This window comes from Bradyrhizobium sp. USDA 3397 (genome assembly GCF_054060965.1).
Genome location: NZ_JBSSDS010000001.1, coordinates 5542112 through 5554933, shown reverse-complemented (window position 1 = coordinate 5554933; position 12822 = coordinate 5542112). Strand labels below are relative to the sequence as shown.

The following is a 12822-nucleotide window of genomic DNA, read 5'->3' as shown; positions in this document are numbered from 1 at the left end:
GCCGCTAGGGCAGATTGTCCCGCATCACGATGTCGATCCGGATCTTCTCCTGTTCGCTCAAGATCGGTTCGCCCCGGGCGAGCGCGAGCAGCACGCGGACGGCCGCGCGCGCTTCATGTCCGGGGTTCTGCGAGATCGCGGCATCCATCACGCCCTGCAGTAGCAAGCGGCGCGTCAACGCGGTAACGTCGTGCCCGACGAACACCACCTGCTTGTCACGCCCGGCCGCGCCCGAGGCCTTGTCGTTCAACGCCTTGCCGTTCAGCGCTTTGGCGACGCCCTGCGTGCCGGCGCCGACGTTGTAGAGACCGACGATGTCGGGATGCTTGCCGAGCAGCCGCGCCAGCAGCTGCTCCGAACGATCGTCCTCGTCGCGCCCTTCCAGCACCGGCAGCACGCTGAGATCGGGGAATTCGCTCGCCATCACCTGGTTGAAGCCGAAGATGCGCTCGGCATGGTCGCGCAGGCCCTGCGAGCCCGCGATGATCGCGACCTTGCCGGACCTCTGGCCGACCAGGCGTCCGACCAGCGCGCCGGCGGTGCGGCCCGCGGCGATGTTGTCGATGCCGACATAATGGTGGCGGCGCGACGACGGCACATCCGAGACCAGCGTCACGACCTTGGCGCCGGCATCGACGAGGTCATTGATGGCGGCGCGGACGCTCGGATGGTCCAGCGCCACCACGGCGACGCCGTCATAGTCGCCGGACAGCGCCTCGAGCGAGGCCGCGAGCGCGGCGGGCTCGAACACGTCGGTTGCGATCATCTCAACATTGAGGCGGCGGGCCGACAGCCAAGCCGCCATCTCGCCAAGATAGGCCTCGATCTGCTGCATGAACGGGTTCGGCCCCGACGGCATCACGAAGGCGAAGCGGCGGGCCCGGCCGCGCGCGAGCTCGGCGGCCGCCACATGCGGCTGGAACGAATTGCGCGCGATGGCGTCCTTGACGCGCCGGACCGTATCCGGGCGGACCCCCGGCCGGTTGTGCAGCACGCGATCGACCGTGGCGAGGCTGACACCCGCCTCGCGGGCGATGTCCTTCAGCGTCAGCACAGTCGGGGCGAGGGTCTCGGCCATGGCTGAAGGCTAGCAGAGGTGTTTTGAGGTACGCAACTCATTTTGGTGAGGGGAAGCGTCTTTTTGCTTCCTCTTCCAGGAACGGCTCCGCGAGCGGACCGTTGCCGGGGCGTGCATAACGACATCACACATGATTCCGGCGAGGGGCTGAGCCCGACGCTCGAGCGCAACATCCAGGCACTGGTGGCGCGGCGGCGCCGCGAGCAGCAGGCGGCACGCGGCCAGGACAAGGTCGCGGACGCGATCACGGCCTTCACCGGCAGCATGATCTTCGTCTACCTGCACCTCGCCTTGTTCGGGTTCTGGATCATCGCCAACCTGCATTGGATTCCGGGAATTCCGGCCTGGGACGAGAGCTTCGTCATGCTGGCGATGATCGCCTCGGTGGAGGCGATCTTCCTCTCCACCTTCGTGCTGATCTCGCAGAACCGCATGACCGCGGCGGCCGACAAGCGCGCCGATCTCGATCTCCAGATCAGCCTGCTCGCCGAGCACGAGCTGACCAAGGTGGCCCGCCTGCTCACTCAGGTCGCCGAGCGGCTCGACGTCAAGCCGGACGCGGAGCGCGACCTGCAGGAAGCGGCCCGGGACATCGCCCCCGAGCGCGTGCTCGACAAGATCGAGGAGACGCGCTCCTAGAGCGCGATGCGATCAGGGTGAAGCGTCATCGCGCTTTAGGTTGTTGTTTGAGCATGATCTTTTCGGAAAACCGCTTCACACTTTTCCGAATCATGCTGTAGCTATCGGCGGCCTGGCGCCGACAGCTCCAGCGTCAGGAACAGGCTGTTGGGATCCTCGACATAACCCTCGAACGGGCGGCAGGCGACGAAGCCGTGCGCCAGATAGAGTGCGTGCGCCGGCTTGAAATAGTCCCACGAGCCGGTCTCGAGGCTGAGCCGCGTCATGCCGCGCCCACGGGCCTCCGTGATGATGTGACGCAGCATCTGGCCGCCATAGCCGCGCCGCCGCGCGGTCTGCAGCGTGTGCATCGACTTGACCTCGCCGTGGCCAGTCGAAAGCGTCTTCAACGCGCCGGTGGCGACCAGCGTCTCGCCGTCCCAGCCAGTCCAGAACGCGACGTCAGGTGCACGCAGGCCCGCGAGATCGAGCGCATGGTCGCTGCCCGGCGCCGTCTGCGCCCGTGCGGCCGCAACGTGATGATCGAGCAGCGCGACGACGCGCGGATCATAGGTGTCGCCGGTACGGATCTGCATCGTGTTCATCTCCACGCTCTGGCCTTCACATCTTGCCGTAGGACGCGCCGCGCCTGACGATGATGACGTAGCGCGCGTCCTGCCTGGTTTCGTTCTCGAAGATCACGGCACGCATCACGTCGAAATCCAGACAATCGCCCTCGCGCAGCCGCACCGCCTTGGCGTCGATATGCACGGCGATGGCGCCCTCCAGCATCAGGAGCTGCTGGGTGAAGGCGTTGCGGCCCCAGGGGCTGTAGGAGACGCGCGCGCCGGCGGGAAGGTCGACCACGATGATCTCGATGCCGCTGGCCGCATCCGGCGGCGAGGCGTGCCGCCGGCGATAGCCGCTGTCGGGGTCGCGCCAAAGCGGCTGGTCCGCCAGCCGCACCAGGCGCTCCGGCGGCTTCTCGGCGAGCGCGACGACATCGCTGAGCGTGACGTCGAGCGCCGCGCAGAGCTTGTTCAGCAGCGCCGCCGTCGCACTGCTCTGCGCCCGCTCCACCCGCCCGATCATGGCCCGGCTGACGCCGGAGCGCGCCGCGAGTTCGTTCAACGTTATCCCGGCCTGCGTCCGCAGCGTCTTCAGGCGCCGGCCAATGGCGCGATCGAGTTTTTGCTGGTCCATCTCTTTGCAGGTCCTGGCCTTCATCCCAACATTGCCCGGCACGAGGACCTCACCCGCCGGACGCCCTGGAGCTTAAGCCGGGGAAGCGGTGCATGCCGAGAGCGAAGAGCTAATATATTGGAATCTTTGCGCCGCTCGCGAGAGCGAGTTTGTCACGCCGGCACCAATGAAACGTCGATCGGGGACAACTTGGAGCGGGCGAAGGGAATCGAACCCTCGTATGCAGCTTGGGAAGCTGCCGTTCTACCATTGAACTACGCCCGCGGATGCGCAAGCCCGCGCCCCTCCTGATTAGCCGAGACGGCGCCTGCCGCCAAGCGGTTTGGCGCGACTGGCGGGGCAGTTGTTAACGTCCTGATAAGATTCCAGGTGCGCCGGATTGTGGCGGTGTTATGATCGCTTCTCCGGGGAGAAACGTGCACTGAGTGGGGCGTGTGCATGGTGGGGCGGGCTTACGCGATATTCGATACGGCCATCGGCCGTTGCGGCATCATCTGGAGCGGCACCGGCGTGGTCGCCGTGCAATTGCCGGAGGCGCGGGAGATCGACACCCGCCGCCGGATTTTCCAGGTCCATCCCGAGGCGCGGGAGCAGCGCCCGTCCGAGAACGCCGAGCTGGCGATCGAGGGCATCACGGGCCTGCTGCAAGGTCACGATCCTGATTTTTCCGAGGTCAGCCTGGACGCCGGCGGGGTGCCCGGCTTCGACCGGCGCGTCTACGAGTACGCCTGCAGCATTCCGCGCGGGGAGACACGCACCTATCACGAGGTCGCCCGGGCGCTGGGCGCCTCCGGCGCGTCCTATTCCGTGGCGCAGGCGATTGCGAAAAATCCCTTCATGCTGATCGTGCCCTGCCACCGGGTGCTGGAGGCTGGCAATTACACCGACCGGCTCTCGCCCTATGGCGGCGTGATCTCCAAGCGGCGGCTGCTGGCGCTCGAAGGCGCCCACCCCATCGCCAGCAAGACGCTGTTCGAGGTGCTGCTGCCGGTTGCTCCGCCGCGGGCGCCTACCTAAATACGCGGGATGCACGCCACCACGTTGCTGACGACGCCCTCGATCACGGCATCCGAGTTTCGCTGCGATGCGGGCCCGGACGACACGCCGTTTGCGGAATGCCGCACCGGCCATTCCATCGCCTATGTCCGCTCCGGCAGCTTCGGCTGCCATTGCCGCGCCGGCTTCTTCGAGCTGGTGGCGGGCTCGATGCTGATCGGCGCCCCCGGCGAGGAATACACCTGCACGCATGAGCACGTGTCCGGCGACGTCTGCCTCGGCTTCTTCTTCAGCGAGGATTTGGTCGACGCCCTCGGCGGGCGGCGCGAGGTCTGGCAGATCGGCGCGACGCCGCCGCTGCCCGAGCTGATGGTGCTGGGCGAGCTGGCCCAGACGGCAGCAGATGGCAACAGCGATCTCGGTCTCGACGAGATCGGCCAAATCCTGGCCGGCCGTTTTGTCGACGCCGTCTCGGGCAAAGCGCGCAAGCCGGCCACCCCCACCGCACGCGACCGCCGCCGCGCGGTGGAGGCGGCGCTGTGGATCGACGACAATTCGCATGCCGAGCTCGACCTCGAGCAGGCTGCCAAGCAGGCGGGATTGAGCCCGTTTCATTTCCTGCGGCTGTTCTCGGCCGTGCTCGGCGTCACCCCGCATCAATATCTCGTGCGCTCGCGGCTGCGCCACGCGGCACGGCTGCTCGCTGACGACGACATCCCCGTCACCGACATCGCCTATGACGTCGGCTTCGGCGATCTCTCCAATTTCGTCCGCACCTTCCATCGCGCCGCCGGCGTGTCGCCGACCAAGTTCCGGCAGGCGTCGAAGGGGGAGCGCAAGATTCTCCAAGAGCAGCTTGCCCTCAACTGACTAGGGTCGTCTCCGGCGCGTGTCCTTCGCGGCACGCTTCTTCGCAATGGAGACGAACATGTACGACCACATCGGATTGCGCGTTGCCGACCTCGACGCCGCCACGCGCTTCTACAGCGCGGTGCTGGCGCCGCTCGGCTTTGTCCTGTGCTCGAGCGGCGACGGCTATGCCGGCTTCGGGCCGAAGGGCGAGCCGGCGCTGTGGCTGCACCTGAACAAGGGCCGCAAGGCCGACGGCGTCCACATCGCCTTCCGCGCCGGGGATCATGACGCGGTCAAGGCGTTTCACAGCGAAGGCCTCAAGTGCGGCGGTCGCGACAATGGCGGCGCCGGCCCGCGGAAGGATTACAGCCCGACCTATTACGCGGCGTTCCTGATCGACCCTGATGGCAACAATGTCGAGGCGGTTTGTGTGTGAGCGCTAGCCACTCGCTCCGTCATTGCGAGGAGCTCTTGCGACGAAGCAATCCAGACTGCTTCCGCGGATACAGTTCTGGATTGCTTCGCTGCGCTCGCAATGACGGCATCTGTGGCACCACTTATCGCAATCAAGGATACCTTCATGGCCTCCATCCACAACGACATCTCCCTCCCCGCCCCCGCGCGCGACGTCTGGGGCGCAGTGCGTGATTTCGGCGCGCTACATCAGCGGCTGGTGCCGGGCTTCGTCACGGCGTGCACGCTCGATGGCGATGCGCGCATTGTCACCTTCGCCAACGGCTCGGTCGCGCGCGAAGTGCTGGTCGACTGCGACGATGCGCGGCGGCGCCTCGTCTATGCCATCAGCAACGAGCGGCTGAGGCATTACAGCGCCTCGGTGCAGGTCATTGTCGAGGGCGAGACGAGCTGCCGCCTCGTCTGGATCATCGACATGCTGCCGAACGAGCTCGCGCCTTACGTCCAGGGGCAAACCAAGGAGGCGGTGGCCGCCATGCACAAGGCGTTTCCGCCCGCGGCAGCCTGATCGTTCACTGTGAGTTTTCTCACAGAGCTCCGTCCTCGCCGGCCCTAACCATGCCCGCGTGCGTCCGGTTGGCTCTGCTCTCCCGGCGGCGCCACGCACGCGAGGAGCATGCCATGAGAGGTGCGGACAAGGTGATCTGCCAGGCAGCTGCAATGCTGCTGCTGTTTTCAATCTCGAGCGTGCCGGCAAAAGCGCAATTCCTCGGCGGCGGCGGTGCCGGCGGCGAGGACATGATGACCCAGATGGCGCCGATGCTGGAGATGATGAAGGCGAAGATGGGCAAGCGCCGCTTCGCCATGCTGATGCGGACCATGGGCCCGATGATGAGCCGCATGATGGAGAACGGCGGCGGCGGGCTCGGCGGCTTGATGGGCGGCGGCGGCAATTTCGGCGGCGGATTCAGTGCACCGATCTACGGCGGCTACGCGCCGATGGGCGGCGGCATCATGCCGGTCGGGATCGGCAGCATGGGCGGCGGCGACATCATGGGCATGCTCGGCGGCAGCGGCGGCAGCGACATGATGGCGATGATCCCGCAATTGATGCGGCTCGCCAATACCGGCGGCGGCCATCGCCGACACAAGCGTCGCTAGTCGGCAGCCGAAAGCGCCGGCTTGATCGCAGGCTTCGTCTCGCGCGGTCCCCAGCGTGTCAGCACGACGCTGGAGCACGACAAGAGGCCGAGCACGACCATCGAGCTCGCGGCGAGCCAGAAGAAGCTCTTCGCGCTGGCGCCGTGCCTCGACAGCCACCAGCCGATTCCGGCGATGTAGATCAGCCGCGCGGTCTGCGCCAGCACCGGGCCGATCACCTTGGCCGCGCCTTGCGAGGAAAAATACATCGTCGTCGCAAGACCGAAGAAGGCGTAGAACGGCCCGACCGTCGAGAGATATTGATGGCTCGCCGCGCGCACCGCCACGCTGTCGGTGAACATGTTGACCCAGAGATCGGGGAAGATCGCAACGAGGCACGCCGGCGCACCGACCGCCACGAAAGCGGCAACGCTGGCGGTCCAGGCGATGCGCCGGGCCCGCGCGATGCGGCCGGCGCCGATCGCCATGCCGACCATCGGCACGCAGGCGATGCCGAACGAGAATGCGATCGAGGTCAGCAGGAATTCGAGCCGCGCGCCGACGCCGTAGCCGGCGAGGATCGCAGTGCCGAACTGCGCCAGCATGTGGGTGAAGATCGAGATCGTCAGCACCGATTGCAGCGGCGAGAAGCAGGCGATGGCGCCGACCTTGAGGATGTCGAAGAACATCGCCCATTGGATGCGCAGGCCGCGCAGCTTCAGTGTGATCCGCGCGCGGCCGGAGAACAGGTACCAGCTCATGATGCCGATGTTCATGGTGTAGGCGATCAGCGCGCCGGCGGCGACGCCGCGCATGCCGAACTGCGGCACTGGCGCGAGCCCGAGGCCGAGCGTGCCGCCGAGCACGATCTGCCAGGCCGCGGAGTTGAGGATCAGGAACGACGGCAGCTTCATGTTGCCGGTGCCGCGCAAGATGCCCGCCATGGTGTTAAGCAGCCAGGGCAGCACGGCGCCGCCGAAGAACACCTGCGTGTAGGCGATCGCATGCGCAAGCACATCGCCGCGGCCACCGAGCATTTCGAGCAGCCTCGGCCCGAAGATCAGCATGCCCAGCATGAAGACGAGGCCGAAGCTGATGCCGATCAGCATCGCGTGCACGGCCAGGATGCCGGCGCGCTCGCGGTCCCCGGCGCCGAGCGCACGCGCGATGGCCGAGGCCACCGCGCCGCCCATGGCGCCGCCGGACATCGTCATCGTCAGAATGATCGTCGGAAACACCAGCGCCATCGCCGCCAGCGCCTCGACGCCGAGCCGGCCGACATAGGAGGTCTCGGCGATGACGACGCAGATGCCGGCCGACAGGCCGATCACGTTCGGCCAAGCGAGCGAGAGCAGCGTGCGCAGGATCGGCCCGTCGGTCAGCGCGCTTCTGATCGGCGGCGGAGGCGGCGGCAGCGGGCGCTCTTGCTCATCGACCGGGATTTCGGCGATGTCGGACATGTCCTCTCCCGGGCGCAAGCGCCATTTGCAGCGCAGCAATCACTTGGTGTGCCAATGGATTCGTTCGCGCGAATGGCGCAGCTGAAGCGTGTTAGCACGGCGCGCGGTGCTTCCGCCTGCGCCTGATGCAGGCGTGCCCTGCGGCAGCGCATTTCAAGCGGTGGAATTACTCGATCGTCCACACCAGCGGCGGACGGCCGCCTACCGCGGTGCGCATCTGCACGCCGATATGCCGGCCGCAGCCTGCGGCGAGACCCTCGAACAATCCCTCCAGCACCTTCGCGCAGGCGCGGTGGTAGTCGGCGATGTCGTCCATCAGCTTCCAGCTCTGCTGCCGGATCTCGAACGTGCCTTCCGATTGCGTCATCTCGGCCGCATCATCCTGCGCAGCGAGCATCGCGTTCAGGAACAATGCGAATTCTCGCGCGCCGCCGCGGGTCGTCGCCAGCGCCGCGGCGACCTCGTCGAAATATTGCATGCCGATCAGCTTGCCGGTGAGGTGCAGCAGATAGCCGGCATCCTCCGGGCCGAACAGCTGCACCATCACGGGCGCGGCGGTGCGGACATATTCCATCGCGTAATTGCGATAGGCCTTTTCCAGCCGCGGTTTTGGCCAGCTCGCGACCGGCAATGCGGGCGCCGTCTTCGCATCGAACAAAGGTGCTTCGAGGTGGCGCGCGAACACGAGGCGCTGGTCAAGCTCGAGCGGATGGTCGTAGAGATGATAATAGCCTTCGAGCCCGTCCTGACCGTCGACGCTCTGCTTGGTGCAGACGAAGCCGAGCCTGAGATCGCCGAGAGCCGCGCCATTGTTGGCGTGCCAGCCGCGCAGCATGGCGCGGGAGACCTCGCCGGGGATGCCGCAGATCGCGGTGCCCTTCCAGATCCAGCGCGGCGGCGGATAGCGGATCCAGGCTTTGGTGTCGCTCTCATACATGTATTCGACGTGCACGCCGCCGATCCAGTTGGAGAGATAGTGGTATTGCGCAGCCGCGACCGCCGGCGGCAGATGGTCGATCCCGAGCTTTTTGAGCCCCGGCAGGAAGCGTTCCTGCTGCTGGCGACGGAACACGCGGAAGACGAATTCTGCCGCATCCGCCGTGCCGCGGCGCGTGACGATTGTGAGGATCAGCCCGGTGAAACAGGCGTGATAGAGATCGGCGATCGCACGCCAGCGCTTCCATTGCGCTTCCTGCGCGAGGTCTGGTGCGGTGGTCATGTTCGCTCCCGGCTTGTTGTTTTGCGGGAGTGTGTCATCGCGGATCGGGTGACGCAACCAGACGCGATCTCGGTGTCATCGCCCGCCTTGTGCGCCATTGCGCACTGGGACGGGCGATCGAGTACTCCGAGATGGTCATGCTTGAATCGAGAGGCCGCGGCGTACTGGATTCCCCGCCTCCGCGGGGAATGACAGCGGTGGGTGAGGTTAGCACTACACCCTGAAATGCTTGCTGAGCTTCAGGCCTTGCGCCTGGTAGTTGGAACCGATGCGCTGGCCGTACATGGCGTCGGGGCGGGCCAGCATCTTTTCGTAGACGAGGCGGCCGACGATCTGGCCGTGCTCGAGGATGAACGGCACCTCGCGCGAGCGTACCTCCAGCACGGCGCGCGATCCCAGCCCGCCTGCGCCGGCATAGCCGAAGCCGGGATCGAAGAAGCCGGCATAGTGCACGCGGAACTCGCCGACCAGGGGGTCGAACGGCACCATTTCCGCGGCGTAGTCGGGCGGCACCTGCACCGCTTCCTTGGAGGCGAGGATGTAGAACTCGCCGGGGTCGAGGATCAGGCTGCCATCGGGGCGCGCCGAAATCGGCTCCCAGAAATCCTCCACCGCGTAGCCCGCGCGGCGGTCGACATCGACGACGCCGGTGTGGCGCTTGGCGCGATAGCCGACGAAGCCGCTCGCCTTCTCGCCGGAGAGATCGACCGAGACGGCAACGCCGCCGGAAAGATCCGCATCGTCGATGTCGACGAGACGTTCGCTGGCGTGCAGCGCATCGAGCTCGTCGGCATTGAGGATGGCATCGCCGGTGCGGAAGCGCACCTGGCTGAGACGCGAGCCCTCGCGCACCAGCACCGGAAACGTCTTCGGGCTGATCTCGGCATAGAGCGGGCCGTGATAGCCGGCGCCGATCATGTCGAAGCGACGGGTGCCGTCGGCGATCACGCGGGTGAAGACGTCGAGCCGGCCGGTCGAGCTCTTCGGATTGGCGGCAGCGACGATCTCGGGCGGCAGCGCGAGGCTCTCGAGCAGCGGCACGATGTAGACGCAGTTGGTCTCGAGCACCGCGCCGTCGGCGAGGCTAAACTCGTGCAGCTTCAGCTCGTCGATGCGCTCGGCCACGGTGGCACCGGGCCCGGGGAGGAAGCTGGCGCGGACCCGATAGGCGATGTCGCCAAGGCGCAGATCGAGGCTCGCCGGCTGGATCTGGCTCTCGACGAAGTCGTAGGCGGGCAGGATGAGACCTTCTTCCGCCATCGCCGCGATCGTGCGGTCGGGCAGGATACCATTGGCGTCGGCGGCGACCGTGAACGTCAACCGGGGGTCCTCATCAGGGGTCGAATGCATCCGGCCATGCCGGAAATACAAGTCTTTTACGGCTATCCGATGGACGCCTTGACGGAAAGGGCATTGCGGAATATGAGCATCACTTATCCCGTGGTGATTTGAGCCGGCCGGCTTGCAGCCACGTTAAATAAGTCGCTAAACAGGCCGGGGACCTCTGTGATCCCGGCCCGTGGAGATATCCAGGCCGGTTTTTTTGTGACCGTTTTGCCTCGACGGTCATGTCGGAGAGGGTCCTATGTCGAAGTCGTCTGCTGCCTACCGCCCCGAAACCCGCCTGGTCCATTCCGGCACCCTGCGCTCGCAATATGGGGAGACCTCGGAGGCGCTGTTCCTGACGCAAGGCTATGTCTACGCCAGCGCGGAGGAGTGCGAGGCGCGCTTCAAGGGCGAGGATCCCGGCTTCATCTATTCGCGCTATTCCAACCCGACGATTGCAATGTTCGAGCGCCGCATGATCGAGCTCGAGGGCGCCGAGGCCGCGCGCTCGGCGGCAACCGGCATGGCGGCGGTGACGACCGCGATCCTGGCGCCGCTCAAGGCCGGCGATCACGTGGTCGCCTCCCGTGCGCTGTTCGGCTCCTGCCTCTACGTCATCCAGGACCTGTTGCCGCGCTACGGCATTGAGGCCACGCTGGTCGACGGGCTCGATCTCGACCAGTGGCAACGGGCGCTGAGGCCCAACACCAAGACGTTCTTCCTGGAGAGCCCCACCAACCCGACGCTGGACGTGCTCGACATTCCCTCGATTGCCGAGATCGCGCACAAGGGCGGCGCGCGGCTCGTCGTCGACAACGTGTTTGCAACCCCGATCTGGCAGAGCCCGCTCGCGCTCGGCGCCGACGTCGTCGTCTACTCCGCAACCAAGCACATCGACGGCCAGGGCCGCTGTCTCGGCGGCATCATCCTGTCCTCCGAAGCCTTCATCGCCGAGCACATCCACAATTTCATGCGCCAGACCGGCCCGTCGATCTCGCCGTTCAATGCCTGGGTCCTGCTCAAGGGACTGGAGACGCTGGGCGTGCGCGTGCGCGCGCAGACCGACACGGCCGCGCGCGTCGCCGAGGTGCTGGCGAGCCATCCCAAGATCTCGCGACTGGTCTATCCCGGCCGCGCCGATCATCCGCAGGCGGCGCTGGTGAAGAAGCAGATGCGCGGCGGCTCGACGCTGGTCGGCTTCGAGGTGAAGGGCGGCAAGGCGGCGGCGTTCCGTGTGCTCAACGAATTGAAGCTCGCCAAGATCTCCAACAATCTCGGCGACGCCAAGAGCCTCGTCACGCATCCGGCGACCACGACGCATCAGCGCCTCAAGCCGGAAGACCGCGCCGCGCTCGGCATCAGCGAGGGCTTCATCCGCTTCTCGGCGGGGCTGGAGCACGCGGATGACCTGATCGAGGATCTCACCGCGGCGCTGGAGAAGGCGTGAGGGCGAATGGCGAATAGTGAGTGGCAAATGGACCCAGCCCTATTCGCTACTCGCCATTCCCTACTCGCCTCTACATCGGCCGGTACGTTCTCACATCGGCGGGCACGCTCACACCGAGCTTGATCTGGCCGACGGAGCGGATGATGTCGTCCCCGAGCAGCTGGGCGAAGCAGGCATAGCCCCAATCGTTCATGTGCAGGCCGTCGGCGATGACGAAGCTCTCGACCGGGATCGACTGGTTCTCGTGCCAGTCGCGCATCACCTCGAAGCGGGGGAAGATACCGACCTTGCGGAGCTCGGCGACGTTGCCGAGCAGCTTGATCATCTTGCCGGCGCTCTCCTTGCGCTGGTTGACGGCCGGCGAATATTGCGGATCGACCAGCACGATGTCGGTGCCGCCGGCGGCCTGAATGCGGTTGATGCCGTCCTCCACCAGCTTGACGGTCTCGCCGGGATCGAGATTGCGCAGCACGGCGTTGGTGCCGACCTGCCAGATCACGAGATCCGGATGCCTGTCGATCACCTGCGTCTGCAGACGCTTCATCATCTCGGGGGCGTCCTCGCCGCCGACGCCCGCATTGATGACGCTGATGTCGGCGGTCGGATAGTGCCGGCGCAGCTGCGCGGCGAGACGATTGGGGTAATTGAACTCCGGCGAGCTCGCGCCGAACCCTTGAGTCGACGACGAGCCGAACGCGACGATGACGACGGGCTGGCCGGCGGCCAGCTTGCTCGCGACATGCGGCAGCGAGCCCATCGCCTTGGAGCCGCCCTTCGGCGGCAGGCAGGGCACCCGGCTGAAGATGTCGGCGGCGGACTTCGCGACCTCCTTCACCTTGTCGATGGCGCGCGAGGTGACGCCGCGCTGCTCGGGCGACCTCGCGGCGACGGTGGTCTGGGACGGCGCTGCGGGCGCGGGATCAGGCGACTGGGCGGGTGCGGGGGTCGCCGGCTGTGCAGCCGGCGTCTGCGCATGCGAGGCGGGCGTCAGCAACAACAGCACTGCTGTTGCAGGCACGGCCAACCATGACGTCAGGCAAAAAGGGCGGAGAGAACTCATTAACGCTAG

At 66.4% G+C, this 12822-nt stretch carries 14 protein-coding genes, 1 tRNA gene and 1 riboswitch; of the genes, 7 read left to right on the top strand and 8 right to left on the bottom strand.

Features of this window, described 5'->3' with window-relative positions:
• Positions 1-4: 4 nt before the first annotated feature.
• Positions 5-1078: a LacI family DNA-binding transcriptional regulator gene (locus ACVWYQ_RS25620; protein ID WP_271546311.1), complete on the bottom strand. Its 1074-nt coding sequence runs from the start codon at positions 1076-1078 to the stop codon at positions 5-7.
• 111 nt (positions 1079-1189) lie between these two features.
• Between ACVWYQ_RS25620 and ACVWYQ_RS25615 the strand changes: the two genes are divergently transcribed.
• The gene (locus tag ACVWYQ_RS25615; protein ID WP_109142190.1) at positions 1190-1717 is read left to right on the top strand and encodes a DUF1003 domain-containing protein; all 528 of its coding nucleotides are present in this window, start codon (positions 1190-1192) and stop codon (positions 1715-1717) included.
• A 101-nt stretch (positions 1718-1818) separates the two neighbouring features.
• Here ACVWYQ_RS25615 and ACVWYQ_RS25610 read toward each other — a convergent pair whose 3' ends face one another.
• From ACVWYQ_RS25610 to ACVWYQ_RS25600, 3 genes are all read right to left on the bottom strand, one after another.
• Complete coding sequence (locus ACVWYQ_RS25610; RefSeq protein ID WP_404654650.1) at positions 1819-2292, bottom strand: GNAT family N-acetyltransferase; 474 nt, start codon at positions 2290-2292, stop codon at positions 1819-1821.
• A 25-nt stretch (positions 2293-2317) separates the two neighbouring features.
• Positions 2318-2899 (bottom strand): helix-turn-helix domain-containing protein, encoded by a 582-nt coding sequence (locus tag ACVWYQ_RS25605; RefSeq protein WP_456726522.1) that lies wholly within the window; start codon positions 2897-2899, stop codon positions 2318-2320.
• A 190-nt stretch (positions 2900-3089) separates the two neighbouring features.
• A tRNA-Gly gene (locus ACVWYQ_RS25600) sits at positions 3090-3163 on the bottom strand.
• Positions 3164-3337: 174 nt separating this feature from the next.
• Here ACVWYQ_RS25600 and ACVWYQ_RS25595 point away from each other — a divergent pair.
• From ACVWYQ_RS25595 to ACVWYQ_RS25575, 5 genes are all read left to right on the top strand, one after another.
• Positions 3338-3916 carry a methylated-DNA--[protein]-cysteine S-methyltransferase gene (locus ACVWYQ_RS25595; protein ID WP_404654647.1) on the top strand — a complete coding sequence of 193 codons (579 nt, stop codon included), beginning with the start codon at positions 3338-3340 and terminating at the stop codon, positions 3914-3916.
• 9 nt (positions 3917-3925) lie between these two features.
• A complete protein-coding gene (locus ACVWYQ_RS25590) occupies positions 3926-4765 on the top strand; it encodes a helix-turn-helix domain-containing protein (protein WP_404545418.1) in 840 nt (279 codons plus the stop codon).
• Positions 4766-4823: 58 nt separating this feature from the next.
• A complete protein-coding gene (locus ACVWYQ_RS25585; protein ID WP_198399887.1) occupies positions 4824-5183 on the top strand; it encodes a VOC family protein in 360 nt (119 codons plus the stop codon).
• Positions 5184-5327: 144 nt separating this feature from the next.
• Positions 5328-5729: an SRPBCC family protein gene (locus ACVWYQ_RS25580; RefSeq protein ID WP_275501357.1), complete on the top strand. Its 402-nt coding sequence runs from the start codon at positions 5328-5330 to the stop codon at positions 5727-5729.
• A 113-nt stretch (positions 5730-5842) separates the two neighbouring features.
• Positions 5843-6322, top strand: a complete 480-nt coding sequence (locus ACVWYQ_RS25575) for a hypothetical protein (protein WP_404545416.1) — start codon at positions 5843-5845, stop codon at positions 6320-6322.
• Here the strand turns inward: ACVWYQ_RS25575 and ACVWYQ_RS25570 are convergent.
• The 3 genes from ACVWYQ_RS25570 to ACVWYQ_RS25560 form a co-directional block, all read right to left on the bottom strand.
• Positions 6319-7761: an MATE family efflux transporter gene (locus tag ACVWYQ_RS25570; protein ID WP_404545414.1), complete on the bottom strand. Its 1443-nt coding sequence runs from the start codon at positions 7759-7761 to the stop codon at positions 6319-6321. The genes ACVWYQ_RS25575 and ACVWYQ_RS25570 overlap by 4 nt on opposite strands.
• Before the next feature lie 166 nt (positions 7762-7927).
• Positions 7928-8980: a hypothetical protein gene (locus tag ACVWYQ_RS25565; RefSeq protein WP_404545412.1), complete on the bottom strand. Its 1053-nt coding sequence runs from the start codon at positions 8978-8980 to the stop codon at positions 7928-7930.
• 213 nt (positions 8981-9193) lie between these two features.
• The gene (locus ACVWYQ_RS25560) at positions 9194-10330 is read right to left on the bottom strand and encodes a 2'-deoxycytidine 5'-triphosphate deaminase (RefSeq protein WP_404545410.1); all 1137 of its coding nucleotides are present in this window, start codon (positions 10328-10330) and stop codon (positions 9194-9196) included.
• An 80-nt stretch (positions 10331-10410) separates the two neighbouring features.
• Positions 10411-10490, top strand: a riboswitch (SAM riboswitch).
• Between the two features lie 75 nt (positions 10491-10565).
• Between ACVWYQ_RS25560 and ACVWYQ_RS25555 the strand changes: the two genes are divergently transcribed.
• Positions 10566-11753: an O-succinylhomoserine sulfhydrylase gene (locus ACVWYQ_RS25555; RefSeq protein WP_225128479.1), complete on the top strand. Its 1188-nt coding sequence runs from the start codon at positions 10566-10568 to the stop codon at positions 11751-11753.
• 70 nt (positions 11754-11823) lie between these two features.
• Here ACVWYQ_RS25555 and ACVWYQ_RS25550 read toward each other — a convergent pair whose 3' ends face one another.
• Complete coding sequence (locus ACVWYQ_RS25550) at positions 11824-12813, bottom strand: SGNH/GDSL hydrolase family protein (RefSeq protein WP_271546334.1); 990 nt, start codon at positions 12811-12813, stop codon at positions 11824-11826.
• Positions 12814-12822 lie beyond the last annotated feature (9 nt).